Annotated in this window: 23 protein-coding genes and 1 tRNA gene; 13 read left to right on the plus strand and 11 right to left on the minus strand. The window is 42.2% G+C overall.

What is annotated here, in order from left to right:
* Positions 1 to 5 precede the first annotated feature (5 nt).
* Both ACLOAU_RS12905 and ACLOAU_RS12910 read right to left on the minus strand, forming a co-directional pair.
* The gene (locus ACLOAU_RS12905) at positions 6 to 1,835 is read right to left on the minus strand and encodes an AAA domain-containing protein (RefSeq protein WP_427862277.1); all 1,830 of its coding nucleotides are present in this window, start codon (positions 1,833 to 1,835) and stop codon (positions 6 to 8) included.
* A gap of 75 nt (positions 1,836 to 1,910) precedes the next feature.
* Positions 1,911 to 1,984: transfer RNA gene (locus ACLOAU_RS12910), tRNA-Pro, on the minus strand.
* A gap of 176 nt (positions 1,985 to 2,160) precedes the next feature.
* On the opposite strand from ACLOAU_RS12910, the gene ACLOAU_RS12915 reads away from it, so the two are divergent.
* From ACLOAU_RS12915 to ACLOAU_RS12930, 4 genes are all read left to right on the plus strand, one after another.
* A complete protein-coding gene (locus ACLOAU_RS12915; RefSeq protein WP_427862278.1) occupies positions 2,161 to 3,426 on the plus strand; it encodes a dihydroorotase in 1,266 nt (421 codons plus the stop codon).
* A gap of 2 nt (positions 3,427 to 3,428) precedes the next feature.
* Complete coding sequence (locus ACLOAU_RS12920) at positions 3,429 to 3,920, plus strand: DUF4199 domain-containing protein (protein ID WP_427862279.1); 492 nt, start codon at positions 3,429 to 3,431, stop codon at positions 3,918 to 3,920.
* A complete protein-coding gene (locus ACLOAU_RS12925) occupies positions 3,920 to 4,864 on the plus strand; it encodes a glycosyltransferase family 2 protein (RefSeq protein ID WP_427862280.1) in 945 nt (314 codons plus the stop codon). The genes ACLOAU_RS12920 and ACLOAU_RS12925 overlap by 1 nt, the downstream gene beginning before the upstream one ends.
* A 201-nt stretch (positions 4,865 to 5,065) precedes the next feature.
* Complete coding sequence (locus tag ACLOAU_RS12930; RefSeq protein WP_427862281.1) at positions 5,066 to 5,686, plus strand: hypothetical protein; 621 nt, start codon at positions 5,066 to 5,068, stop codon at positions 5,684 to 5,686.
* A gap of 216 nt (positions 5,687 to 5,902) precedes the next feature.
* On the opposite strand, the gene ACLOAU_RS12935 is transcribed toward ACLOAU_RS12930, so the two are convergent.
* Positions 5,903 to 6,937 (minus strand): hypothetical protein, encoded by a 1,035-nt coding sequence (locus ACLOAU_RS12935; protein ID WP_427862282.1) that lies wholly within the window; start codon positions 6,935 to 6,937, stop codon positions 5,903 to 5,905.
* Positions 6,938 to 7,298: 361 nt separating this feature from the next.
* Here ACLOAU_RS12935 and ACLOAU_RS12940 point away from each other — a divergent pair, with 361 nt between their 5' ends.
* The 4 genes from ACLOAU_RS12940 to ACLOAU_RS12955 are packed head-to-tail and all read left to right on the plus strand — an operon-like array spanning position 7,299 to position 12,543.
* On the plus strand, positions 7,299 to 8,114 hold the full coding sequence (locus ACLOAU_RS12940) for a c-type cytochrome (RefSeq protein WP_427862283.1): 816 nt from the start codon (positions 7,299 to 7,301) through the stop codon (positions 8,112 to 8,114).
* Positions 8,115 to 8,146: 32 nt separating this feature from the next.
* Entirely contained in the window at positions 8,147 to 9,280 is a 1,134-nt protein-coding gene (locus ACLOAU_RS12945; RefSeq protein WP_427862284.1) for a hypothetical protein, read from the plus strand.
* Between the two features lie 2 nt (positions 9,281 to 9,282).
* Positions 9,283 to 11,724 carry an nSTAND1 domain-containing NTPase gene (locus ACLOAU_RS12950; RefSeq protein WP_427862285.1) on the plus strand — a complete coding sequence of 814 codons (2,442 nt, stop codon included), beginning with the start codon at positions 9,283 to 9,285 and terminating at the stop codon, positions 11,722 to 11,724.
* 6 nt (positions 11,725 to 11,730) lie between these two features.
* Complete coding sequence (locus ACLOAU_RS12955) at positions 11,731 to 12,543, plus strand: TIR domain-containing protein (RefSeq protein ID WP_427862286.1); 813 nt, start codon at positions 11,731 to 11,733, stop codon at positions 12,541 to 12,543.
* A 60-nt stretch (positions 12,544 to 12,603) separates the two neighbouring features.
* On the opposite strand, the gene ACLOAU_RS12960 is transcribed toward ACLOAU_RS12955, so the two are convergent.
* Together ACLOAU_RS12960 and ACLOAU_RS12965 are read right to left on the minus strand one after the other, a co-directional pair.
* Positions 12,604 to 13,416 carry a caspase family protein gene (locus tag ACLOAU_RS12960; protein ID WP_427862287.1) on the minus strand — a complete coding sequence of 271 codons (813 nt, stop codon included), beginning with the start codon at positions 13,414 to 13,416 and terminating at the stop codon, positions 12,604 to 12,606.
* A gap of 107 nt (positions 13,417 to 13,523) precedes the next feature.
* Entirely contained in the window at positions 13,524 to 14,102 is a 579-nt protein-coding gene (locus tag ACLOAU_RS12965; RefSeq protein WP_427862288.1) for a M15 family metallopeptidase, read from the minus strand.
* A gap of 220 nt (positions 14,103 to 14,322) precedes the next feature.
* Here ACLOAU_RS12965 and aspS point away from each other — a divergent pair, with 220 nt between their 5' ends.
* Both aspS and ACLOAU_RS12975 read left to right on the plus strand, forming a co-directional pair.
* Positions 14,323 to 16,155 (plus strand): aspartate--tRNA ligase, encoded by a 1,833-nt coding sequence (gene aspS / locus ACLOAU_RS12970; protein ID WP_427862289.1) that lies wholly within the window; start codon positions 14,323 to 14,325, stop codon positions 16,153 to 16,155.
* Between the two features lie 223 nt (positions 16,156 to 16,378).
* The gene (locus tag ACLOAU_RS12975; RefSeq protein WP_427862290.1) at positions 16,379 to 16,645 is read left to right on the plus strand and encodes a hypothetical protein; all 267 of its coding nucleotides are present in this window, start codon (positions 16,379 to 16,381) and stop codon (positions 16,643 to 16,645) included.
* A gap of 18 nt (positions 16,646 to 16,663) precedes the next feature.
* Here the strand turns inward: ACLOAU_RS12975 and yiaA are convergent, their stop codons facing one another.
* From yiaA to rsmG, 3 genes are all read right to left on the minus strand, one after another.
* A complete protein-coding gene (gene yiaA, locus ACLOAU_RS12980) occupies positions 16,664 to 17,104 on the minus strand; it encodes an inner membrane protein YiaA (protein ID WP_427862291.1) in 441 nt (146 codons plus the stop codon).
* 83 nt (positions 17,105 to 17,187) lie between these two features.
* Entirely contained in the window at positions 17,188 to 17,751 is a 564-nt protein-coding gene (locus ACLOAU_RS12985; RefSeq protein WP_427862292.1) for a Crp/Fnr family transcriptional regulator, read from the minus strand.
* Between the two features lie 52 nt (positions 17,752 to 17,803).
* Complete coding sequence (gene rsmG, locus ACLOAU_RS12990; protein WP_427862293.1) at positions 17,804 to 18,442, minus strand: 16S rRNA (guanine(527)-N(7))-methyltransferase RsmG; 639 nt, start codon at positions 18,440 to 18,442, stop codon at positions 17,804 to 17,806.
* A 114-nt stretch (positions 18,443 to 18,556) separates the two neighbouring features.
* On the opposite strand from rsmG, the gene ACLOAU_RS12995 reads away from it, so the two are divergent.
* Entirely contained in the window at positions 18,557 to 19,465 is a 909-nt protein-coding gene (locus ACLOAU_RS12995) for an aspartyl protease family protein (protein ID WP_427862294.1), read from the plus strand.
* A 66-nt stretch (positions 19,466 to 19,531) separates the two neighbouring features.
* Here ACLOAU_RS12995 and ACLOAU_RS13000 read toward each other — a convergent pair whose 3' ends face one another.
* The 3 genes from ACLOAU_RS13000 to ACLOAU_RS13010 all read right to left on the minus strand — a co-directional run bounded on the left by ACLOAU_RS13000 (position 19,532) and on the right by ACLOAU_RS13010 (position 22,421).
* Positions 19,532 to 20,749 (minus strand): glycosyltransferase, encoded by a 1,218-nt coding sequence (locus ACLOAU_RS13000; protein WP_427862295.1) that lies wholly within the window; start codon positions 20,747 to 20,749, stop codon positions 19,532 to 19,534.
* Between the two features lie 307 nt (positions 20,750 to 21,056).
* Positions 21,057 to 21,797: an SDR family oxidoreductase gene (locus tag ACLOAU_RS13005; RefSeq protein ID WP_427862296.1), complete on the minus strand. Its 741-nt coding sequence runs from the start codon at positions 21,795 to 21,797 to the stop codon at positions 21,057 to 21,059.
* A 60-nt stretch (positions 21,798 to 21,857) separates the two neighbouring features.
* Entirely contained in the window at positions 21,858 to 22,421 is a 564-nt protein-coding gene (locus tag ACLOAU_RS13010) for a Crp/Fnr family transcriptional regulator (protein WP_427862297.1), read from the minus strand.
* Between the two features lie 109 nt (positions 22,422 to 22,530).
* Here ACLOAU_RS13010 and tgt point away from each other — a divergent pair, with 109 nt between their 5' ends.
* Both tgt and ACLOAU_RS13020 read left to right on the plus strand, forming a co-directional pair.
* Complete coding sequence (gene tgt / locus ACLOAU_RS13015) at positions 22,531 to 23,670, plus strand: tRNA guanosine(34) transglycosylase Tgt (RefSeq protein WP_427862298.1); 1,140 nt, start codon at positions 22,531 to 22,533, stop codon at positions 23,668 to 23,670.
* A gap of 38 nt (positions 23,671 to 23,708) precedes the next feature.
* On the plus strand, positions 23,709 to 24,467 hold the full coding sequence (locus ACLOAU_RS13020) for a hypothetical protein (protein ID WP_427862299.1): 759 nt from the start codon (positions 23,709 to 23,711) through the stop codon (positions 24,465 to 24,467).
* The last annotated feature ends 4 nt before the right edge of the window (positions 24,468 to 24,471 follow it).

The raw sequence follows: 24,471 nt of genomic DNA on the forward strand, positions 1-24,471 counted from the left end.
CTTTATTAGTTCATTTCAAATTCCCATACAGTACGGTATGTGCCGTGTAGCTCCACATATCGCAAAAAAGATTCATAAAACGGGTCAGCGCCAATAGTGGCACTGTCTCCTATAACAATAAGAGCTTCCCTGGCTCTTGTAATTGCCACATTCATGCGCCGGTAATCCTTCAAAAATCCTATCTCGCAGTCGTCGTTGCTTCTTACCAGCGATAATACAATAACATTCTTTTCCTGCCCCTGGAAGCTATCAATGGTACTAACGCGCATGGTTTTGGGAAGCTTGTCTTTAGCTATTAAAACCTGGCCGGCATAGGGAGAAATAAATGCTGCATTTTCAGCACTAAAATCTCCATTTTGAAGTAGCTGCTGTACAATATGCAACTCGCCTTCGTTTTGAAGACTGGTGCCGTCGGGTCCTTTGCTTTCATTAAAGCCAGATCCTGCCGTATCGATAAAACTAAGATGCGTGCCCTGGTTAACCAGATGCGATGCGGATAATAGTAGTCCTTTATAAAAATACGCACTGCTAAATCCGGCAATTACGGGTTTCATGCGATATTGTGTATTTAACAGGTGTACCGCGGGAACCGTGTTAATGGCAACCTCAAGTATGGAGCGATTAAATCCTGCTTTTATTGCCGCGCTGCTTAAAACGGTAGGAGGCAGCTGCAGGTGGTCTCCGGCCAGTACTATTTTAGGTGCCAAAGGGAATACGCACCACGCCAATGGCTCAATGCACTGTCCTGCTTCATCAATAATAAGATGGTGGAATACTGTTTTCCCCAGGCCCGCATCATGTAAACCAATGGGCGTGCCCGCAATTACCTGTGCTTCTGTAAACAGCTTTTCTTCATTGTAATGTTGTAACTGCTTTATTTCGTTCCTGATATTTTTTACCTCCTTAAATAAAAGGCTTCTTTGTTCTCTTTCTGCTTTACCGAAATTTCGTTTGTACTTTAAGGCCATTCGCCTGAACTCTTCTGCTCTTAGTTTTAACTGGCGGATATCTTTCTGAACTTTGCTGTTGCTTAGTTTGCCTTCGGGCGTGTGCATGAAAATAGCTTCATCTGTTTTACTGGCATTACCCACTCTCAGCAGCTGTACGCCCTTCTGAAGTAGTCCTTTGCAAATATTATCTACCGCAGCATTGCTTGGAGCCGAAACCAGCACTTTGTCGCCACGCTTTACCAGTTGCTGAATGGCTTCTATGAGTGTGGTTGTTTTACCAGTACCGGGAGGTCCGTGTACAATGGTTAGCTCCTGGTTTTCTGTGATAGCCGATACGGCTTGCTGCTGACTGTCGTTCAGATTTTTATTAAAAAAAGCGAGTTTAGTGTTGAATGCAGGAGTGTCCGTCCGTGAAGGTCTTTCTCCGTGTAGTTCTTCGAACAGCTGGAGGAGATGCTTATTCTTTTCAAGGCCTGTTAAGGCTTCTTTCATGATGCTATTGGTACGGGTGTCGGGCGCCAGCTTAATGCCCACTCCTTCGTCTTCAATCCAATCAGGAAAATCGGGTGCGAACAACCTGAATTCCCCCGTCTTGCCTTCCAGGCTTATCATAATGCCTTTAACAGGCTCTTCTCCCTGCTTAAAACATTCTATTGCTGCCCCATCGCGAAACAGATTGGTAGTGCCGGGGTAAGGGAGACGGAAACTGATCTCAGGATAATCGGCGTATCCAAAACTCTTACGGGTTACTGCAATGGGATGCAGGGCCAGCCCCTCTGCTTTTAATGACCGTAAAGTATGTGCCTGGCTTAGCTGGTACCGCTCTGTCTGTTCTTTCTCTTCGAGATTAATGCAACGGATTAAATGTTGTATGTGAGCATGCATTGGAAATGATATTGATTGATAAGCCCTCTAATTAAAAATCCGCTGCATCATAATTAATACAGCGGATTCCAATTGTCGGGACGACAAGATTCGAACTTGCGACCACACGCCCCCCAGACGTGTACTCTACCGGGCTGAGCTACGTCCCGAACTCAGCTCTGCAAAAGCAGAAGGGACGCAAATGTATATAAATCTTACGCAATTTTCAAATATCATGAAATAACATTTTCGTTCTTCCCTAAAGAAAAGAAGAAATGAAAAATGTTGTTCGCCACCAATTGCAAATATTAATTTTAAAATTTCATTGCCTTATCTTCGCACCTTAATGAACATTATCATTAAGAAGGCAAAAATTACTGACCCAACATCGCCTCACAACGGTCAACTTGCTGATATACACATTGCCAGCGGCAAAATAGTCTCAATTGGTAAAGATATTGTAGCAAAGGGTGCTAAAATAATTGACACTCCGGGTGTGCATGTTTCGCCGGGCTGGATAGACCTGTTTGCCGATTTTGCTGATCCGGGATATGAATTCAGGGAAACTCTGGAAACCGGAGCGGCAGCAGCAGTAGCCGGTGGTTATACAGATGTTTGTGTAGTGCCGAATACAAAGCCTGCCGTTGATCAGAAATCGGTGGTGGAGTATGTGGTTCAGAAGGGAAAGCAATTGCCGGTAAGTATTCATCCACTGGGAAGTATTACGCGCGGGGTTGAGGGAAAGGACCTGGCTGAAATGTACGACATGAAGCTGAGTGGCGCCGTGGCTTTCAGCGATGGTAAGTCGTCCTTACAATCTGCCGGTATTTTGGTAAAAGCGCTTCAGTATGTAAAATCTTTTAACGGTGCTTTGATACAGGTGCCGGATGATAAAAGTATCAGTCCTAATGGCCTGATGAATGAAGGTATTACTTCTACTCAAATGGGATTACCAGGCCGGCCGGAGATTGCGGAAGAAATTGCAGTAGCTGCTAATGTAAAACTGGCGGCCTATGCCGAATCTAACCTGCACTTAACGGGTATCAGTACCGAAGGGTCTGTAAAACTGGTAAAGGAAGCCCGACAGAAAAAAGTGGCAGTGACCTGTTCGGTTGCTCCGTATAACCTTGTTTTTTGTGATGAGGATATTACAACTTACGATTCGAACCTTAAGGTAAACCCTCCTCTTCGAAGTAAAAAAGACAGGAAAGCTTTGCAAAAGGCAGTTGCAGAAGGCGTTATCGATTGTATCGCGTCGCATCACATTCCGCAGGATAAAGATCATAAGGTAGTAGAATTTGAATATGCGAAAAATGGTATGATCAGCCTGCAAACGAGCTATGCAGCTTTGAATACCTATTTGCCGGAGATTTCCCAGGAACGTTGGGTAGAATTATTTGCTGTTAATGCCAGGCGTATTTTAAATATACCAGTGCCTACTATTGCCGAGGGTAATGAGGCCTCCATTACTTTGTTTTTGCCTAAGCAGGAGTGGGTGCTGGAGTTGAAAGATGTTCTTTCCAAAAGCCGAAATACTCCATTCATCGGGCAGAAATTTACAGGTAAGCCTTTAGGTATTTATCATAAAAGCCGGCTCATATTAAATAATTAATTGTGAAGTTAAACGCTACAATAAAAGGATTGATAACAGGGCTGCTGATGGTAGCTGTGGCAGTTGTTTTTTATTTTAATAAGATCGATGAAACCTCCCCGTTAAATTATCTGGGCTATGTTATTTACGGACTGGGTATCGTCTGGAGCATTACATCCTTTGCCAGGCAAACTCAATCTACCCAGTTTAAAGATTTATTTCAACAAGGATTCCGGTGCGTACTGGCTGCCACCTTAATTTTGGCGTTATACACGTTCGTTTACTTCAAATTGAACGAAAAAGAGATTGAAGCAGTGGTACAGCAGGCCAAGCAGGAGCGTCTTAGAACGGCGAAAGATCGCACACCCGCTGAAATTGAAACAGAGGCCCAGCAAACCCGGAAATACTACATACCCTTTCAGTTGTCTATTTTAGTTTTTTCTAATTTATTTACAGGTGTTATTGTTACAATGGCAACCTCCGGCGCTTTATATTTGCGCAACAAAAACGCGTAATGGATATTTCAGTTGTTATACCGCTTTTAAATGAGGAAGAATCTTTGCCTGAGCTGGCCGAATGGATCGCCCGTGTAATGCGCGATAACAACTTTAGTTACGAAGTGATTTTTGTCGATGATGGGAGTACCGATAACTCGTGGAATGTGATCCAGGAGTTGCGCGCCAAAAATGATAGCATCAAAGGGATCAAGTTTCAACGAAACTATGGTAAGTCTGCCGCTTTAAACGAGGCTTTCAGGGCTTCACAGGGGGATGTGGTAATAACCATGGATGCTGATTTGCAGGACAGTCCGGATGAAATTCCGGAGTTGAGAAGGATGATCGTGGAAGATAAATACGACCTGGTGAGTGGCTGGAAAAAAGTGCGTTATGATAACACGCTAACCAAAAACATTCCTTCCAAGTTTTTTAATGCCGTAACCAGCAAAGTTTCTAAAATAAAGCTGCACGATTTCAACTGCGGTCTTAAATCGTATAATAGAAAAGTAGTCAAGAGCATTGAAGTGTATGGCGAAATGCATCGTTATATACCCGTTATAGCCAAATGGGCTGGCTTTAGAAAGATCGGCGAGAAAGTGGTAGAGCATCGTAAACGTAAATATGGTGTTACCAAATTTGGCTGGGACCGCTTTATTAATGGTTTTCTTGATCTGATGTCGATTACTTTTGTGGGCAAGTTCTCTAAGAAGCCTATGCACTTTTTTGGTTTGTGGGGAATGATCTTCTTTTTGATAGGTTTTCTGACTTCACTGTTTTTGATAGTATCTAAGGTCATCGATTTCGAATATGCCATCACTAACCGTCCAACTTTTTATATAGCCTTAACTACTATTATTATTGGGATGCAGCTGTTCCTGGCAGGTTTTCTGAGCGAACTAATATCCCGTAACGCTCCTGGAAGAAATGCTTACCTTGTAGAAGAAAAGGCCGGGTTAAGCTAATGAACTAAACATTAACAAGGAGTAAGCGTTTTTTTAGGGCCAACAAGTTTTACTACTGCATTTGCTGCCCGTATCCGGGCTGGCTTTTATGGTGATTAATTTTTTAGAAAATGTTATGCATCCCTTGGAAGTGTTATTTCTTATTCCGGTAAAATAGTATAACTTTAAAGGTAATCTTAATACAATAAACCATTGTCCTTCATGAATATCTTTAAACCTGCACTTTTGGGCTTCCTGTTATGTTGTAGCCATCTTGTATCCGCTCAATTAAGGGCTAAAGAGGGAAAAGGCTATTTCAATATTACGAATATTGCCGAACCTCAATATCTTCAATCTGTCGATTCGTCTGAGCTTGCCTTCGGTGACGCTTATGTTAAGAACCTCGGCTTTGCTGCCAGCACCATCAATGGGGTCTTTCTAAATCCTCATTTATCTATCGGACTGGGCGTAGGGGTTCAGTTTACACGCTATAAAGCATATCGGAATGCAGTAACTCCCGATAGCACTTTTGCCCCCGGATATTTTGAAGATGGCCATAGCATGACAGCACTGCCCATTTTTGCCGATTTCAGATACTATCCTAATGGTACGAGAAATAGCTTAATGTTTATATTAGATGTGGGTTATGCTCCTTTGCTCAGTATTAAAAATGATTTTGATAAAATGTACCTGGATGGTGGTGCCCTTATAAAACTCGGAGCAGCCTATCGCATCCCGTTAAGCGAAACTATTTCGCTCTTGCCATCTCTTAATTTTAACGCCCAACGCTTTGGCGAAAATACCAGTATAGGCGCTAATGCAGGGCTGGGTTTTATGTTTTAGTCATTATTGTTTGTACATATTCTCCACCCTTCTTTTTCTACGATAAGAGTTAACCGGGGGAAAAGGAGACGGAGAGTCAATGCAGAGTCGTCAAATCTCAAATATATTTACAGGTTTCGTTTCATTAGTATTAGAAAATATGCTCTGCGCAATCTTTGCGTCCTCATTTCTTCGCTGTTAAAAGATCAGCTGCCGGAAGCATCAATGCTGTTTACTTTACTCAGAAAGCCGCTTACGTAACTGCTCAGCTTTTTTACCAATCAGCCAGAATGAAAGCGCCAGTAAGGCAAAGAACAGGCCTTTGTTGGTATGATCCCAGAAGTATTCAAAATAGCGCGTGTAGATATTGAGCAGGAAAAAAACAATGATGATATCTCTTAAAGTGTCGTCTTTCTTTTTAATGGCGTATACCAAAATGCCTATTAAAACCAGCGTGTAGGCTATCGCCCACATGAATAGCTTTCCCTGCTTAATAGCGGACCATACATCATAACTTAAATTGCCGGATACAGAGAGAAACAGCGCCGAAAGCAGCAGGAAGATCCAGCTGGCGTACCAGGAAAGATTGAAATATCTTTTGGTTGATGGCTGTTGTTGGGCGAGCAGCGACAAAAATACCATCAACGCGCCGAACAAGGCCATGCGTAAAGGGTAGTTCATACCTAAAAAGTAGGAGTGTGCAGGTGCGGCAGACCAGGCATAGGTTTGCGTGGCCCAGCTGCTGATCAGCGCCAGCAACATACAGGTCCATAAGATTTTAGAACTGAGATATACCGCCAGGAAGCCATACAACAAGGCTGCTATAAAAATACCAATGCCATAATAATAGTAGGTAGGTTGAAAGCTTCTTGTAAAATAGGCCACAGATATACCCAGGGTTAGTGCCACTAAAACAGTGAAACTTTCATTGGCGAGCGATGCATAAGCGTATTTCCGCTTTCTTCTTCTGGCGATCCATGTAAGCAAAGCAGCCACCCCACCAAAAAGGAAACCTATAAATATTTCCGAGAAGGCAAATAGTTTCCGCAGTCGTTCTATCCATTTTTCATCCAGTACCAGTGCACCAAAGGCCAGCAGTGCGCAGGACACCGCTGCGATGGTTGCATAAAAAGCCACTGAATCAAATTCATTGCGGTAGGAAGAAATGGATTGCCTGAGCTCATCGGCTTTAGGCCGGTCCAGCAAATCGTCTTTTTGCCATTGATCAATGGCTTCCTCTAATAACCTCGCTTCTTTTTTGTTAACACGCATAACTTGTAGCTACAAAATACAGTTTTACGGTGATAAATACCTAAATGTTATCATCTTGGTTATTATAAAAACTGCGCCAGAAATGCTTGCCGGAAGAATGATGGGGCTACGTTAGCAGAGCTATTATTGAAACATATCACCTATTTACGCGATATAAGTCAGCCACATAGCTTTCGAAAATAGCATAACTTAGGTTCAGAGAAAACACATCTTCATTATTTGCGTTGGATAAGGTTTCATATTGTACTTTAAATCGTTCACATGAAATGTAGCATAAAAATTTCTGGTAAAATTTATACCTGTTGAGCTAAAATTTTTCTGCGAAATCATATGTGGCTAAAATCAAATAAAAAACATACACGTGAAGCTCGTTATTTTATCAGCTATAACCTGTTTTATGTGTGCCTGTAGTACCAAAAAGCAGGAAAATAATGATACACAGCGGGGGCATATTCCAAGGCAGTATGTGGTAGATATAGATTCTCTTGTAAGAGCAACAAAGCCCGGTGATAGGAGTGAAGTTTTGATCGCATATGATCCTAATGTACCAGGAGGCAAAAAGTATAAGGGAATACAACTGGGAGTGCAGTTGAAGCGTATACTCGAACAGCTGGACCTGGCCGCTGAACGGTTTGATGTGGTGCTGGTTTGCAAAGATGGTTACGCACCGGTAAGGCAGGCAACAGAGATGTTAGGCACGAAGGATGGATTTATTGTATTTAAAGATCTGGCAGTTACTACAGGTCGAAACTGGACCCCGGCAATGGAAAAGGCCTTTAGCCCTTTTTATTTAGTTTGGAAAACTGACAGTGTTAAAGCCCATGAATTTCCCTGGCCTTATGGGTTAATTAGTATGAAACTGGTTGAAAGAGATAGCTTACTGTTTAACGGTATTTCAAAGAATACAGCTGCGCTTACGGGGTATCATTTGTTCCGTAATCATTGCTTTAGTTGCCACGCCATTAATAAAACAGGAGGGCAGGTGGGGCCCGAGCTTAACTGGCCCAGGAGTATTACAGAGTACTGGACGGATGAAAATATAAAGCATTATGTAAAAGACCCGCGCAGTTTCAGGTACAATGCACATATGCCGGCGATGATACAGGTTAGTGATAGGGACATCAATGCTATTATTCAATACCTCCATTACATGAAAAAGTATAAATACCGCGAATAAAATAACGCGCCGTCTGTTCTAAACCCAAACATATGAGCGAAGTATTCAATACTGAACGAACACCCCCCGAACAGTTTTCTATTGACTGGGATGATATTTATTATGATATCAAAACCCAGAAAGCGATCCTGGTTCTAGGCCCGGGGTTCCTGGTTCAAAATGAACAAACGGCAAAGCAGCTTTTATTTGAAGAGTTAAAAAACAAGCCTGATAACGGTATTCTGCATTTCAATCCTGATAACGAAATTTTTCTATTTGAAAGCCAGTACCACAAAACCAAGGCGCAGCGCTTTGCCAGTACTTTTTATGAGAAAATAAAAGCTGACGCCACTATTTTGAAATGTATTGCTGAGCTGCCGTTCCCGCTGGTGATTAATACCAACCCGGATACCACACTGATGGCCGGTTACCGGAACGCATCTAAGAAACCCCAGTTTGATTATTTTACAGGCAGGGCCAGTAAAAGCGCAATAGAGTTAATGAAGCCGGATAAAGACTGTCCTATTTTGTACAACTTATTCGGATCATCGCAACCTGATGCGTTGGAATCCATTATCCTGGATTTTGAAGATATGTTTACTCATTTAAAAGCGTTGTTTGAAAACACCAGGCAGGTGCCCGATGCTTTTAATACGGTGTTAAGGGAGGCCGATACATACATCTTTATTGGCTTTAGAATGGAAAAGCTGAGAACACAATTATTGATGCGCTATATCAATACCAAAACGCACGATTTTGATAACAGGGATAAGAACTACACTGCTAAATCTTCCTTTGACGACGCAGATTCGGAGTCCTTTTTTAGAAAGCAGTTCAATATCAAATATTATGGAGCACCGGTTGAGTTTTTAAACGAGATTCATCAATTGTATTTCGCCTCCCGTCAGATCGATGAAACCGTAGCTACTATGATCAAACCTTTTAAAGAAACTGCCAGGGACTATATCAAGCAAAACGATTTTACCAGGGCATTTATCTTACTGGAGAATAACATTTTCGATAACGATCAAAAAAATCAATTGATCGCCTGCCAGATGCGTTATTCTAAATATATCCTGGATGTGACGAATGGCACTGAATATAAAATGAACCTGGATGTGGAATTAAACAGGATAACTATGGCTTTGCTGGAGCTGATTGATTGTATCCCACCCGATAAAGGTTGAGTATGGAAAAGTTGTATCGCTACCCGGGGGTAAGACCTTTTACGCGGAGTGAAAAGAATATTTACTTCGGCAGGGAGCAGGATGCTCAAAAGCTATTCGATTTGCTGATGCTCGAAAAGATTGTAGTGCTTTTTGCCAAGTCAGGACGAGGCAAAAGTTCGATCATTAATGCAGCGATAGTACCATTACTCGATGATGCCGATAATCCGAAGTACAATTACACCCCGGTCGAAATAAGGTTAAGCGAAGTGAAAGGTGATGCTTCTTCGCCCATAGAAAAAATCATTTCCAGGTTGAAAGAAGTGGCACCGGTGCCGGAGCATCCACATCCTGTTTTAGACAGATTTACATACCCTTATAAGCTGTGGTATCATTTTAAAAAAATACAACTTACCCAACCCCGTAAATTCCTGCTCATATTCGATCAGTTCGAGGAGTTCTTCAATAACCCGCCTGCTGTACAGGAGCGGTTTAAAAGCGAACTTGCAGAGTTGTTGTATACTCCTGTACCCAATGTGATACGGGAACATATAGACCAGTTGACACACGAAGAATATGATATGCTATCGGAGCCCCTGGATGTGCACGTATTATTTTCTATCAGGTCTGACCGTTTAAGCAGCATGCACTCTCTGACCGATGTGTTACCTCATTTGTTGAAGAACCGTTTTGAAATTCATAGCTTATCGGTAGAGCAAGCCCGGCAGGCTATTATAAAACCCGCAGCAATTGAAAGCGAGGCTTTTGCTACCCATTCTTTTACTTATGATGACGAAGCCTTGCTGACCATTCTTTCTCAATTTTCTTCTGCAGCAGAAGGGGAGGAGGTAAGTGTAGAGCCCTTTCACTTGCAGATCATCTGCCAGGCTTGTGAGGTTAGGATAGAACAAAAGTTGCAACACCATGAAAAAGATCTGGAGGTAAACCGCTCCGATCTGCCATCCTTCGATAACCTGTATGGCGACTATTATAAAAGGCAGATAGAAAAGCTGCCCGTACACTTAAGAGAGAAGGCTCAACAGTTATTAGAGAACAATCTCATACATGAAATAAGAGGATCTAATGAGTATCGCAGAATCCCGGTAGACAAAGATGTTTTATTAAGCGAATTAGCCAATATCAATGCGCCGTCTGAAATGTTAGATATGTTGGAGCAGGCCTTCCTGATAAGGCGTGAGCAGAACTCTGTAGGCGGTTATAGCTATGAGATTGCGCATGATACCATTCTTGATCCCATCGTCAACATAAAAAAACAAAAGCTGCAAAGGGATAGCGAGCAGAAAATGGCCCAGTTGATTATGGAAAAAAGGCGCATCGAAAGGGAACGTATTTATGGTCGTACCACTTTAGCTTTTTTAGTAGTATTATTGTTGTCTTTGCTGGCTTATTTCAACTGGGAAACCTTGTATTTCGGCTACCGTATTGCTATGGGCGATGATACAAGACCCATTGTCAGGAAGCCTGAAAAGTTAGCTTTCATTACAGATAAGTTAAAGGATGAAGTGATGAAAAGTGCGCGGCAGATTAATTTAACCAACGATATCAACACCTGGGAAGCGGCTCAGTTAATGACGGCCCTTTACCTGGTAGAAGGGTTTGATGGGAATGGAACTATCAGGAAACAATATCTGAACCAGGCACAAAAGACACTCAATAAGAGTAGTTGCTGCTGGCGTGAAATGGTAGATATTGATGATATAAGGGCCACGGCCTGGATCATCAGTACTAACGGTGTTTTAGGATTGACCAACCGGTTCTCCTGCTCTACTATTCACTTCTTATTGCTTAACCAGGATAGCAGTGGAGCCTGGCCTATGTTTATCTTACCTCCCGCAGTAACCAACTATAGTGCAACTTATGCCACCGGCCATGCACTCAGGGCCCTCCGCAATTCTTTACCCAATATTAAAGACAGTAGTTTAGCAAGGCAGGTAAATATTGCCATTCAATCAGGTGTTCATTGGTTGCAAACAACCATCGCGGATAAGCATAGTGCACGCTGGAGCGATTATGAACAGAAAGAAGGGGAATACGAGAGCCTGGCGGTATCTAAAAGCCTTTCGGGATTAATATTGCATACACTGAATATTTTAGACAGGAGTACTGATACCCTGAACCGGAATTGGCTGAAAAGCCTCGAAACAGCAGATGCCTCTGTTGATATTAACCTGCGCGAACGTAGCGATAAAGGATTTAAAACAGAAAATACGGCAGTAGCTTTTACTGATGCCACCCGTCATCTGGTGATTCCCTGGCAACTGATAGCTACTACGGACGCTTATCACAGTGGCAGCTTTTCAGAAAAGCTGAAAGCCAATAAATGGATTGATGTGGTAATAGAAAACCTGGACGCGGATAAGATTGCCAAAACTGATCGCTTTGCAAAAGCTGAAGTACTCATAGCACTTCGCTACCTGCTGGAAGAACAATATCATTTTAAATAACAAGAAATGAAAAAAGAATTGGATAGTGCAAAAGCCCTGGTGAAGCAGGGTGATTTAAAAGCCGCCCTTGCTCTACTCTTACCCGTTACAGAAAATAACGCCGAGGTTAACGGCCAGTTAATGAACCATGCAGCGCGCTTAAGTGATCTGTCAAAAAAAGAAAGCATGGGAATGGTGAGCTTTGAAAATGCCAATCTTACCCGGAATCAAATTGCTTTTGCACTGATTGAGTTGCTGGGCAGTATGGATACACAGGTGACAGCGCAACAAAAAAGGGTATTTATTTCCTACAATCATAAGGATGCTGCCACCGCACACCGGGTTAAAGAATTTCTGGTTAAGGCAGGAATAGAAGTGACCATTGATAGCGAGGCTATGGTCGCAGGTGAAAGTATAAAGGCATTCATCGAAAAATGTGTTCGGGAAACAGAAACAACACTCTCTATTGTATCTGCCAACAGCCTGCTATCGGCATGGGTAGCCATGGAAACATTGAATACGTTTGGGTTACAATTGGGGCAAACACCTAAAAAATTTATTCCCTGTTATATTCAACCGGATTTTTTTGATGCCGGCTTTACAGATAGAGCACAGTTGCAGCTGAATGAGAAGATTGCGGGTTTAGCCGCCATCATTGAGGCCCGTGTACAAAAAGGAGAGGATAACCTCGATGTAAATGACGAGTACAGCCGCCTGGTAAAATTGCGTAATTCGTTAGGAGAAATTGTTGGCCGCGTGAGAAATAGTCTTTGCATTGATATTAGTAATGAACGGTTGGAAGCCAACATGCCAAAGATCATTCAGAAAATAAAGGAGTAGTCAGGGTTACTCCCCCCAACGCATCATACAAAACAAATCCAACAGGGTTATCGCTATCCTTTATTTTTCAAAAGGGCGACTGCTTTCAAAAGGTATATTTCTTATGCCACTTAAATAATAATTGGGAGTTTGGTTAGAGGGCATCAGTTTTAAAATCTTTCTCAGCAGCTGTGCATAATTACCTGCGAATTTACCTTTTTTATAGACCTTTAACATTTTTTCGGTGAATAATCCATTTTTGTCTCCGTCCAGTGACGTTTGATTATCCTGGCAACCGGAAAGAAGAATGATAGAAGCTTTGATATTGTTTTGTTTATCTGCTGTTGCATCTGATGAAGCATTATTATACAAACTTTTATGTTTAGCAAATATTTTCGGGCCGTCTTTGATGAGTCTTGTAGGCAATGTTTCCAGGGAGTCATCGAGGGTCCCGTCTTTTTTTATGGCCCGGGAAACGGTACCGCTATGACAACTATCCGAGATCATGAATATGCGTACCCCCGTTTTAAATTTGCTCCAGTATTGGGCCAGGTCATCATCCAGTATCATCCGGTCGTACAAACACCAGGTTTCATCTTTACCATCCAGTTCGTCTTTATTGGCATCGGGTACATAAGCGCCATGGCCTGAATAAGTGATAAAGAAGGTATCTCCTTTTTTTAATTTCTTAGCAGCCGCCTTGAGGTGCCCCGTTATATTATCATAAGTGCCCGCCTCGTCGATGAGGATATAAGATTCATCATACTGTTTTTGCCGGGCTATAGCCAGCATGTCTTTAGCATCATTAATACACCCAGACAGCGGATAATCGCTGCCGTAGTGCTTTTTATCAATTTTATTTAAGCCAATATGCAGGGAGATGGAGTAAGGCATAAAAAGAATTTTAGAATATTAAATGATGAATATTAAACTCAAATAAATCGTGATCAACGGAGCGGCCTACCTGAATTTTTGGTGGGTTATTTAGTATTGAAAAATGATCAGATGCCAATCTCAAAATGCATCCAGTCGTAATCCTTCTCTGGTCCGTAGCCCACAAATCCATTCCGGTAAAAAATATCAATCATCGGTTTATATTCCGGGCGGGCAAACCGGGCTGTGGTATGGTCTTCTCTTAATAAGTTCCTGTCGGGATCAAGATCAATGGCTATAGCCCAGGAATGGCGGCTCCACCGGGTGTTGCTACCCCGCATCTTCCTCAGGTTATAAAGGCCTCCATAGTAATCAATATGTAGTTCCCGTAACTTTTGTTGTCCGTAGGTAGCCAGCAGTTCCTTTAAAACGCTGGTTAGGGGTTGGGCAATATTTTTATGGCAGGTGAGTTTTTGTACCACTATGTTTTTGTCCCAGGCAATGATCAGCGGAAAGGGTGAAATGATCTGGGTGAAATTGTTGGTATTTCCGGGTGTGCCGTAAATAGCCATCACCTCGTTATCGGTCATAATTCTTTTACTACCCCGGGTCGAAAGCCTCGTTTTAGGCAGAGCAGGTATCTTTTTCAAAGAAATCGTAGCCTGAATAGAGGATGCTGACAATGCCGGTGTTTTGGATTTAGACATTTTAAGGTTATTTTGAGTATAGAGATGCACCAGCAAGTTATTTAAACCAACAGTAGAATGCAAACGCAGGCTATCGCTAAAATGGGGTAGTTGTTAAAAATAGTAAGTGGCTTACGCATTCTTAACCCAAAAAACACCGGCCGGAGGCTGTAAATCCGCTAAGGATGGTATATTTGCAGCCCGTAAAAGGGCATTTCAAATTATAAATTGCAAATATTTCATGTTTCGTACGCATACCTGTGGTGAGTTAAGAGCCGCCGACGTAAATCAAGAAGTTACCCTGGCTGGCTGGGTACAAACTGTTCGTAAATTCGGAAGTATCACTTTTGTTGACCTGAGAGACCGGTATGGTATTACCCAATTGCTGTTTTCTGAAGCATTAAATGCACAACTGGATGAAAATCCGTTAGGGCGTGAATTTGTGTTACAGGCAACAGGAAAAGTAAATGAGCGCAGCAATAAAAATAAAAATATACCTACCGGCGATGTAGAATTGCTGGTAGAAAGCTTTACTATCCTTAATAAGAGCATTACACCTCCCTTTACCATCCAGGATGATACGGATGGCGGCGATGATCTGCGCATGAAGTACCGCTATTTGGATTTGCGTCGCAATGCGGTGAAGAAAAACCTCGAGCTGCGTTATGCGGTGAATCGTGCTACACGCGACTACCTGCATCAGCAAAACTTTATGGATATTGAAACGCCATTCCTGATTAAATCTACACCCGAGGGTGCCAGGGATTTCGTAGTACCCAGTCGTATGAACCCTGGTGAATTCTACGCCTTACCACAGTCTCCGCAAACCTTTAAACAACTATTGATGGTGAGCGGTTACGACAGGTATTACCAGATTGTAAAATGCTTCAGAGATGAGGATCTTCGTGCAGACCGCCAGCCCGAGTTTACGCAGATAGATTGCGAAATGGCTTTTGTGAAGCAGGAGGATGTGCTGAATATGTTTGAAAACCTGATCAAATATATTTTTAAAACGGTAAAGGGTATTGATTATAACGAAGCGGTGGAGCGTATGAGCTGGCAGGAAGCGATGTGGCAGTATGGAAATGATAAGCCGGACATTCGCTTTGGCATGAAGCTGCTGAATATAAAATACCCGAAACATGTATTCTCGGATAAAGAAGAAAATGCACATCTGGTAGATGGTGCCGATTTCCAGGTATTTGATGCGGCGGAAACAGTTATTGCGATTGCAGTACCGGGTTGCAGCGAATATACACGTAAACAAACGGATGAATTAACCGAATGGGTGAAACGTCCGCAGATCGGTATGAAGGGCCTGGTATTTATTAAATGTAATGCCGACGGTACTTATAAAAGCAGCGTAGATAAATTTTATGCCGAAGAGAGGCTGAAAGCTATTGCTGATGCCGCCGGAGCAAAAGCCGGTGACCTGGTTTTAATATTGGCAGGCGCTGAAGAGCGTACCCGCAAAGCTACCAGCGAACTGCGTTTGGAAATGGGCAAACGCCTGGGTTTCAGAAAAGATGACGAGTTTAAATTATTATGGGTATTAGACTTCCCGCTGTTTGAATATGCCGAAGAAGAAAATCGCTGGGTAGCCAGACACCATCCGTTTACGTCTCCCAAGCCGTCTGATATTGATACTATGATCAATAATAACCCGGCTATTGACAATGCTGCTGAATATCTCAAACATCCTTATGCTAATATCAAAGCCAATGCTTACGATATGGTATTAAACGGTAATGAAATAGGCGGCGGAAGCATCCGTATCTATCAAAAAGAGTTACAACAGAAAATGTTTGAAGCGCTGGGCATGGATGCCGAAGAGCAGCAACATAAATTTGGTTTCTTATTAGGTGCATTTGAGTATGGTGCACCGCCACATGGTGGTATAGCATTTGGCTTCGACAGGTTATGCTCCATCCTGGGTGGTAGCGAGAGTATTCGTGATTTTATAGCCTTCCCTAAAAATAACAGTGGCCGCGATGTAATGCTCGATGCGCCAGCTGCTATCGATGCTAAACAATTTACTGAATTACAGATTAAACTGGATTTACAGAACAAATAACAGCAATACATTTTTATAGAAAGCCTTTTGCAGAAAGATTACTGCAAAAGGCTTTTTTATTTTCATTGAAGTTGTTTAAACTGATTTTAGATAAACAAGTTCATTAGTTACCAGGTGGTTTTCACAAATTCGTTTTATCTTACTGATAAAACAAGGTATCATGGTGCAACGGCTTATTTTTCAGATTCCCACGTTAATAGTATTAGGTTCTTTATTCTATTATATGATAAAAAAGAAAACCAGGATTAGTTATATTCTGTTTTTTAGTTCGTTACTGAGTTTTGTGCTGGCAAACGCAGCACAGGTATTGGTTACAGGCGGCCAGTTGCCCCGCCGACTTGGAGTATTTTCTACGCTTAACGTCCTTTCAACATTATTACATTTTGTATATGCTATTACATTCTGCTTCTTTATAAAGGAAGTGCTTCAGCCAACAGAAAAAGAATATGAATTTCTTGAAGATTCGAGAAACGAAGACGCAAAATACTAGTGTAGCCTCTCCAATTGTTTAAAATTCATTTTTAGAATAATTTTTATCGGCGTTACCGGTCTCGCTGGCTTTCGCGTCCCTGGTATTCTTTTGCACAGCGATAGCCGAAAATATGCTCAATATAAACGACATGGCATAAAACCCTTTTTCACTGCGTGTGATATCAGCATTCCAAAGTCCTACGGTAATTAACACCACAGATAATATAGTGGCAAACCAGGCGATGCTGTAGTAGAGGTTGGTAACAGGAATGCCTTCCAGTTGATCACGTACTGCTTTCTGCAGGGAGATAGCTGCAAATAGCCCGAACATCAACACGGTAAAATAGTAACCTTTTTCATTCAGCTGCATTTCTGCATTCCATAAACCAATGATGTAAGCAGTAAAGCCAATAAGAAGGGCCATCCATGAAGCGCCAATGAAGGCGCCGGAAGGTTTTTGATAATACTTTGTTTCCATACTTTTTTTATTTGTTGAAACAAAGCTAAAGGCGATCGAATGGCTTCCGATTTGATATTTATCAAAAAACAATAGCAGATTTGTTAATGCAGTTTCCGGATGCGGCTCAATGTTTCCTGCGTCATACCCAGGTAGGATGATACGTAACCTAATGGTACACGTTCCAGTATATGAGGCGATTTTTCCATCAGATCACTGTACAATTCAGCAGCTGTTTTAAACTGGGCGTTTACATAGCGTTCCTCCAGTCTTATATAGTAGTTTTCATAAATAATACGAACCAGGCGTTCCAGTTCATGATATTGATCAAACAAACCTGTAAGATCTTTTTTTGAAATAGCCCACATAATGCTGCCTTCCATAAACTGGATATTTTCTACCGACGGTTGTTCGGTTATATAGCTATGGAAGGATGTAATAAATGTATTCTCAAAGCCAAACCAATGGGTAATCTCTTTCCCGTTCAAATTATAAAATCCACGCAAAGCACCGCGTTCCATAAAATAAAAATACCGGCATACCCTGCCTGCTTTGATCAGGTAGTCGTTTTTAGCAAAACATTTTTCTTCAAGGCAATTGCTTAAAGCTTTACTCGCCTCATCACTTAAGGGGTAATAGCTTTTAAGATGTTGAATCAGTTGCTCCATTGGTTTATCATCTATGATCTACACGCCATGCACTATGATCCATGCACTATAATCACTTGGGTACATAAAGAATATACTTCTCTTCAAAAAAGGGTTCCTCAAAAATATCTTTGATAGCAGTTACGTAGGGTTTGGTACCACTTTCCTGTATTTCTTTGGCCAGGTCGCCCCCCTTCAGGCAAATAAGCCCGGGAGCAGGTGCATCTTCACTGCGCGTGGCGTTATTTGTTTTTTGTATAAGCGGCTTGCCCCAACGCCAAAGGTCTTGTAAAGGAGCTACGGCGCGCGACACCACGTAGTCAAACTTTTTATCTTTGATGTCTTCTACGCGGGAGTGCTGAACAGAAACATTAGTGAGACCTATGGCTTCGGCAACGCCTGTCACTACTTTCAACTTTTTGGCAATGCTATCCACCATGTGAAAGTGCACATCGGGGAAGAATATCGCCAGCGGAATACCGGGAAATCCGCCCCCACAACCCAGATCAACTATCGTAGCGCCCTCATCAAAACTAAACCTTGCTGCAATAGCCAGTGAGTGCAGTACATGCTTCTCATAAAGGCTGTCGATATCTTTACGGCTGATCACGTTGATTTTTTCATTCCAGTCGGTATACAGTTCCTTTAGCAATGCTATTTGCTGTAACTGCTTTTCGGTAAATTCAGAAAAATATTTGAGAACAATTTCCATTAAAACAAACCTACATAAAATATTTTATGCAGCCCTCTTCCTGGGTGTTTTAATAACCGGTAATGTGTAGCATGTCGAAATATTGGCGATGTTTGCAATGGTTCAACAGTTGATATGAAGAAGATTATAAGTGTAGTGATGTTTTTGGGTTTACTCCTGGCAGTTGCTGCGGCAAAAGCCCAGGTAGATTTTGTTTTTTCCAATGCACAAAAGCCAGACAGTTTTGCCGTTGCATTTCAGGTAAAAGATGCGCTGATACGGGTTACGGCAGATGTAAACGGAAAAGCTACCGATTTTATCCTGGATAATGGTTGTCCTTACCTGGTGATCAATAGCCGGTATTGGAAGAACGGCGTGCAGCAGGACAGTTCTGTTAAGGCAAGGGGCGTGGGCGGCGAAGTGAATGCAGGCGCCGTATTAATCGATTCTTTTAACTGGCAGGGCCTGAAAAAACAGCAGTTTAAGGCCATAGCCGCTGATCTTCCTCACCTGGGTGACAGTATTGGGGGACTGATGGGGCTAGACGTGTATAAAGACTACCGGGTGACCTTTGACTTTAAAAGTGGTAATATTTTTTTTACCAAAGGCGCGGCGGTGATATCCACACCAGACAGTGGCATTGCGCCGGTAATTATACCTTTTAGTTTTAGCGGGCATATGCCGGTAATTGACTGTATGATCGAAGGCAAAAAGATGCAGATGGGTATTGATTGCGCCGCTTCTCCTAACCTGATAGCTGCCAACCTGCTATCGGGCATAAAGGGTATTAGTGATCTTCACAATACCATACTCAGGGGAGGGGGAGTGCCTGTTAGCGTAGCGGAGGGAAGTATCCGTGAGCTTTCCGTAGCCAATATCCCCTACAAGAATATGAAGTTTACATTTGATAATTTGAGCCTCCTGCAGATCAACCAGGGACGGAATATTATATTAGATGGCTTACTGGGTATTCCTTTCCTGAAAGAGCACAAGACAATTATAGATTTTCCGCAGCGGACAATAGAAGTGTATGTTGGTAAATAAAAATGTTTCTTTTAAAAGGCATCAAGGCCAGAAAGAAATGAAGGGTATTTACCCGTCGGGAAGCTGTTACCAGGTTTTCTTTTCTTTTTTCCATAATGTATTGGCGAACATCAGGTAGTATACCATCATCCAGAGATCCATTAAAAAAATCCATCTCACCAGGTCCTTTTCATTCAATTTTTTCATGGCCCCCGAAAACACCAGGTACTGAATAACGGATTTTACTCCCAGGGTCGCTAAGGCGATTGGCCAGCTGTATATAACTGCGGTTGCTATAAGCAGCGGATAAAATAAAAATTGTGAGAGGCTATACAGGCCCAGCAAAAACTTGTGTTTAAATTTATAGTATTTTGATGTACTGTAATGCCTGGTTTTCTGACGTTTCCAGTCTGCCCATGTTTTTTTCGGTACACTCATCGTATGGGCGTCTGCCTCGATCATAATAGCAGTGTTGTTTTTGTTAGCCGCTTTACTGATAAAGAGATCATCGTCGCCACCAGGTATATGGTTGATGGAAGCAAACCCTCTATGTTTTGTAAACAGGTCTTTTTTATAACTCAGGTTACGACCTACACCCATGTAAGGATGACCGGCCAGTGCGTAGGAAAGATATTGCAATGCAGAGTGGAAAGTTTCATACCGGATTACTTTATTCAGAAAACCGGGATGTTTTTCATAAGGTCCATAGCCTAATACGATATCGATGCCGGGCTCATAAGTACTGGCCATTTTTGCCGCCCATTGATGGGATACCGGGAGGCAGTCAGCGTCTGTTAACAAAAGGTGGTCATACTTTGCCTCAAGTATACCAATAGATAAGGGATACTTTTTCCCTATGCTTTCCTTGTTTTTCCTGTCGATATTGACAAGCCGGAGCGCCGGGTTGTCTCTGGCCATCCACTGCATTACGTGCCTGGTATCATCTTCCGAATTGTCATTTACCAGTAAGAGCTCAGCTGGTGCATTGTACTGCTGTTGCAGCAATTCGGGAACATTTTTTTCAAGATTGTACTGCTCATTTTTAGCGCAAATAATGGTGCTCAATGGCGGAAGCTCTGGTAATACTTCTACTGTTTTGTTTTTAAAAAACGCCAGCCGGGCGAAAAAAAACAGATAATAGAATAATAGTACTAATGTTACAAAAAGAGATAAAATCAAAATAAGCTGAGCCGTAGTGGAAAACATATCGGCAAATATAATCACCAAAGAATTACCCGCGCTTAATCGGTTAAAGGTAAAGTTGGTATACTGACGCGCCGTACTTATAACTTTTTTTCGTGACACTTTTTTTATTGGCGCCCAATCGCGACACACTTCAGTTGTGACACATTTTTCTGTGTCATAAATTTGTGACACAAGTGATTCGTCCTGGAAAAAGTTGACAGTATTGTACGCTTATAATAAACCGACATCAATTTTATTGAATGCATCCAACTGGTTTGCGGAAACACAAACCTTAGCATAGCACTGGCCAGTGTCTCCACTGGCTGGAAGGGAGAAACTATACGTAATAATAATTTTGAAACCTGTTTGTTGTTAACCCTGTCACAGTTTTACAGATTACTGGAGGTTTGTCACAACCAACGGTTATTTACTGCAATGCGTTTATTTTCTTGAACGCAAACCCGGGCGCTATGCGGGAAAGGTAGTAGAGGAGCTTTACCGCGCCTACTTTAATTTCGCTTTGGTTACGTTCCATGCCTTTTATCATTGCTGATATTGCTTTTTCAGTGGAGATACCGCTTTTGGGTGTATTGCCCTTGTGCCATGGGGTATCCACAACGGGAAACATTACTTCGATAATTTTTATAGGCTCATTTTTTAGCTGATGACGTAATACCTGTGTAAAGGCATGTAGTGCCGACTTGGTAGCGTTATAAAACGGGTAGATACTTCTGGGGGTGTAAATCAATCCGCTGGTTATATTGAAAATGGCTGCATTATTATTTTTTATAAGTACAGGGTATAGCAATTTGATGAGATGAATGGGGGCTGTAAGGTTAGTGGCTATTTCACCGGATAGTTTATTGCGACTTTCGCTGTCTGTAATAAAATCAGTTCGGTTAACGATGGCAGCGTTGTTGATCAATATGGCCAGATCCGCGTGATGCATTTCAATCCATTGAACTAATCTGTTTTGTTCCGCTTCAACGGAAATATCACATTGAAAAGTAATTACTTTGGGTAGCATGCTTTTAGTGAGTTCGAGTTTGTCGGGGTTTCTTGAACAAACGATCACTTTATTGCCCATTTGTAGAAATTTTCTTGCCATTTCCAGCCCCAGTCCGGAGCTGCCTCCGGTAATGAGGATTGTATTTTTTGTGAGTACCATAATGTGGTTATTAATGTACTCAAAAGTAAAAGCAGCAGGGAAGGTGAAAATTGATCTATGTTAGTTTCCCGATTTTTTTCTGATCCGGCTCAGGGATTCCGGCTGTATACCAATATAGGAAGCAATGATGTTGAGTTTGACTTTTTTATCCAATCCCGGAAATTCTGACAGGAATATTTTGTAGCGACTGGTCGCATCCAGTAGTAAAAGCTCCCGTTCTCTTTTTTCTTTCGCAAAATATCCTTTTTCAAGCGCCCGGATTAGAAAATGGTCCCAAAATATATTAGACGTGCGAAGTTGTAACCAGCTTTGGTAATTGACTTCAAGGATTTGAGCAGGTTCAAGTGCCTGTATATTAAATAAGGAGGGAGTGCCCTGCACCATTGCAGAATAGGCGCTTAGCACAGTATTCTTTAAAACAAATCCTTTAGTAAATTCATCACCTTTCTCATTTACATAGTAATACCTGAAAGAACCGCTTAATACAATAGCGAACTTTCTGGGTATTTGTCCTTCCGAAATAAAGAATTCATCTTTTTCTACATATTTGATGTTGGATATACGTAATAAATCTGCAGATTCTTTTTCAGGAAAGCCGGGTAGTATTGGATTGTTTTCTGTCATTGTTAGTGGTTCATATCAGCAACAATAAGGTCCTGATGCCGGTCAACAAAGTTAGTAATTCTGCGGGTGTACAACCACCAACTGCTTGAATCTGGTTACATTTGCGGCAATGGCAACACTAAGTTTCGATCTTCAGTATAAAGACAGTACATCCAACGCAAGGGCAGGTGAAATAACCACTGACCATGGGAAAATTCAAACACCCATTTTTATGCCCGTGGGTACTATTGGTAGTGTAAAGGCGGTTGCTCAGCAACAGTTAAAAGCTGATGTACAGGCCCAGATTATTTTGGGGAATACCTATCACCTGTACCTGAGACCGGGAACAGGGGTATTGGAAAAAGCCGGCGGGCTGCACCAGTTCAATCACTGGGACAGGCCTATTTTGACGGATAGTGGTGGTTACCAGGTTTTTTCCCTGGCCGGAACGCGCAAGATCAAAGAAGAGGGGGTTACTTTTCAATCACATATAGACGGGAGTAAGCACCTGTTTACCCCCGAACAGGTGATGGATATACAACGCAGTATCGGAGGCGATATTATTATGGCTTTCGATGAATGCCCGCCCGGGGGCAGCGAATATAGTTATGCACATAAAAGTTTGCAGTTAACGCACCGCTGGTTAGACCGGTGCCTGACGCAGTTTAATGCTACCCCCGACAAATATGGTTATACCCAGAATCTCTTCCCGATTGTGCAGGGCGCTACCTTTAAAGATCTTCGCAAGCAGTCTTGTGAGTTTATTAGTTCCAAAGAAGCACCCGGAAATGCAATCGGCGGATTGAGTGTGGGGGAGCCCGAACCGGTAATGTATGAAATATGTGACTGGTGCTGCCAGCATTTACCGCAGGAGAAGCCGCGTTACCTGATGGGCGTTGGTACACCCTGGAATATACTGGAGTGTATAGGCATGGGGGTAGATATGTTCGATTGCGTAATGCCTACCCGCAATGGGCGTAATGCCATGTTATTTACCACTAACGGTGTAATTAATATAGATAATAAGAAATGGGAGTACGACTTTTCTCCAATTGATGAAGGCTTGCCCTGCGAGATGAGTACTTACTACAGCAAGGCCTATTTAAGACATTTATTTAAGGCGCAGGAAATACTGGCTTTAACAATTGCCAGTGTGCACAACCTGAGTTTCTATCTGTGGCTGGTAGGAGAGGCCCGCAAACATATTATTGCCGGCGATTATGCCAGCTGGAAGAATGACATGGTAGTAAAATTGAAAACAAGGCTGTAGGTTTATGTAATGTGCAAGGTTTGGGCATCCGGATAGTAATGAAAAATAATAAACACTATATCATTACCGTCAATGAACCCTGTAAAGAATCCTGGGATCAAATGAGTCCCTCGGGCTGCGACCGGTTTTGCAGCTTGTGTAATAAAACAGTGATTGATCTGATTGATTTTACAGATGGTCAATTACTTGAAATAATTAAGAAAAATCCGGCTGGTTTTTGCGGGAGAATGAATGTAGCTCAAATCAATAAGCCACTTTTGCCAATTGAGAGGAAGCAGCAGCCTGATCTTACATCATTTAGAGGTGTAGTTGCCAGTTTGTTGACTACTATGTCGCTATTGTCCCCGGCCAAATCTACCGCTCAGCTTCCAAAGAAAGATGCTGTCGTCGCAGTGCCCCGGTCTGATAACCGGCAGGTAGTAGCAACATCTGCTATTAAGGAAACAAAGCATAAGGTTTTTGGAAATGTTATCGATACCTCAAATAATGGCCGGGTAGGTATTGTGGGTAAAAGGGTAAGGATTGAAACGGACCCCGATCTGTTTGCTATTACAGACCGTTGGGGATATTATGAAATTGAAATGCCGGAAAGCTATAAAGGACGAATTTTTAATATTACTGTTGATTGCAACGATGCCAGTTTTGGAGAGCCATTCCCTGTAAGATTTGGAGCTTTACCATTGAAACACGATTTTTATTCCCGGAAATTAACAGAAGTAGTAACAATGGGTGTAGTAGCATACAATACCATAAAGACAACACCCTGGTGGAAAAGGATCTTTAAAAGACGCAGGTGAAAAC

Origin of the sequence: Paraniabella aurantiaca, from assembly GCF_050309965.1 — a bacterium.
Taxonomy (GTDB): Bacteria; Bacteroidota; Bacteroidia; order Chitinophagales; family Chitinophagaceae; genus Niabella.

What these genes read in the sequence shown, in the direction of transcription:
- ACLOAU_RS12905 (WP_427862277.1), bottom strand. Translation starts at nt 1,835, where the DNA reads ATGCATGCTCACATACAACATTTAATCCGTTGCATTAATCTCGAAGAG.
- ACLOAU_RS12915 (WP_427862278.1), top strand. Translation starts at nt 2,161, where the DNA reads ATGAACATTATCATTAAGAAGGCAAAAATTACTGACCCAACATCGCCT.
- ACLOAU_RS12925 (WP_427862280.1), top strand. Translation starts at nt 3,920, where the DNA reads ATGGATATTTCAGTTGTTATACCGCTTTTAAATGAGGAAGAATCTTTG.
- ACLOAU_RS12930 (WP_427862281.1), top strand. Translation starts at nt 5,066, where the DNA reads ATGAATATCTTTAAACCTGCACTTTTGGGCTTCCTGTTATGTTGTAGC.
- ACLOAU_RS12935 (WP_427862282.1), bottom strand. Translation starts at nt 6,937, where the DNA reads ATGCGTGTTAACAAAAAAGAAGCGAGGTTATTAGAGGAAGCCATTGAT.
- ACLOAU_RS12945 (WP_427862284.1), top strand. Translation starts at nt 8,147, where the DNA reads ATGAGCGAAGTATTCAATACTGAACGAACACCCCCCGAACAGTTTTCT.
- ACLOAU_RS12950 (WP_427862285.1), top strand. Translation starts at nt 9,283, where the DNA reads ATGGAAAAGTTGTATCGCTACCCGGGGGTAAGACCTTTTACGCGGAGT.
- ACLOAU_RS12955 (WP_427862286.1), top strand. Translation starts at nt 11,731, where the DNA reads ATGAAAAAAGAATTGGATAGTGCAAAAGCCCTGGTGAAGCAGGGTGAT.
- ACLOAU_RS12960 (WP_427862287.1), bottom strand. Translation starts at nt 13,416, where the DNA reads ATGCCTTACTCCATCTCCCTGCATATTGGCTTAAATAAAATTGATAAA.
- ACLOAU_RS12965 (WP_427862288.1), bottom strand. Translation starts at nt 14,102, where the DNA reads ATGTCTAAATCCAAAACACCGGCATTGTCAGCATCCTCTATTCAGGCT.
- aspS (WP_427862289.1), top strand. Translation starts at nt 14,323, where the DNA reads ATGTTTCGTACGCATACCTGTGGTGAGTTAAGAGCCGCCGACGTAAAT.
- ACLOAU_RS12975 (WP_427862290.1), top strand. Translation starts at nt 16,379, where the DNA reads ATGATAAAAAAGAAAACCAGGATTAGTTATATTCTGTTTTTTAGTTCG.
- yiaA (WP_427862291.1), bottom strand. Translation starts at nt 17,104, where the DNA reads ATGGAAACAAAGTATTATCAAAAACCTTCCGGCGCCTTCATTGGCGCT.
- ACLOAU_RS12985 (WP_427862292.1), bottom strand. Translation starts at nt 17,751, where the DNA reads ATGGAGCAACTGATTCAACATCTTAAAAGCTATTACCCCTTAAGTGAT.
- rsmG (WP_427862293.1), bottom strand. Translation starts at nt 18,442, where the DNA reads ATGGAAATTGTTCTCAAATATTTTTCTGAATTTACCGAAAAGCAGTTA.
- ACLOAU_RS12995 (WP_427862294.1), top strand. Translation starts at nt 18,557, where the DNA reads ATGAAGAAGATTATAAGTGTAGTGATGTTTTTGGGTTTACTCCTGGCA.
- ACLOAU_RS13005 (WP_427862296.1), bottom strand. Translation starts at nt 21,797, where the DNA reads ATGGTACTCACAAAAAATACAATCCTCATTACCGGAGGCAGCTCCGGA.
- ACLOAU_RS13010 (WP_427862297.1), bottom strand. Translation starts at nt 22,421, where the DNA reads ATGACAGAAAACAATCCAATACTACCCGGCTTTCCTGAAAAAGAATCT.
- tgt (WP_427862298.1), top strand. Translation starts at nt 22,531, where the DNA reads ATGGCAACACTAAGTTTCGATCTTCAGTATAAAGACAGTACATCCAAC.
- ACLOAU_RS13020 (WP_427862299.1), top strand. Translation starts at nt 23,709, where the DNA reads ATGAAAAATAATAAACACTATATCATTACCGTCAATGAACCCTGTAAA.